Origin of the sequence: Psychrobacter sp. W2-37-MNA-CIBAN-0211 (genome assembly GCF_040309405.1) — a bacterium.
Lineage (GTDB): Bacteria > Pseudomonadota > Gammaproteobacteria > Pseudomonadales > Moraxellaceae > Psychrobacter > Psychrobacter glaciei.
The window spans coordinates 1-236 of sequence record NZ_JBEOOU010000575.1 but is presented as its reverse complement, the minus strand read 5'-3'; the positions used below and the strand labels follow the sequence as shown (position 1 = coordinate 236).

General features: G+C 38.1%; 1 pseudogene. It reads left to right on the top strand.

Going from position 1 to position 236, the window contains the following annotated elements:
* Positions 1-236, top strand: a pseudogene (locus AAEY72_RS16320) (hypothetical protein); the annotation flags it as partial.

The window sequence follows — 236 nt, the reverse complement described above, 5'->3', positions numbered from 1 at the left end:
CAATTACTCCGTACAAAGCAGGCGATAGCTTTGCAGAACAACGTATTTGGATGGGTAACAAAGAAAATGTATCTTTAGGTATTTTAGAAGATACACCGATTACTATCCCACGTGGTCAGCATAAAAACCTTAAAGCTAACTTTGAGCTAGATAACACACTTGAAGCACCACTTGCTAAAGGTACTAAAGTAGGTACGTTATTCTTACAACTAGAGGGCGAAGATATTGCTCAATAC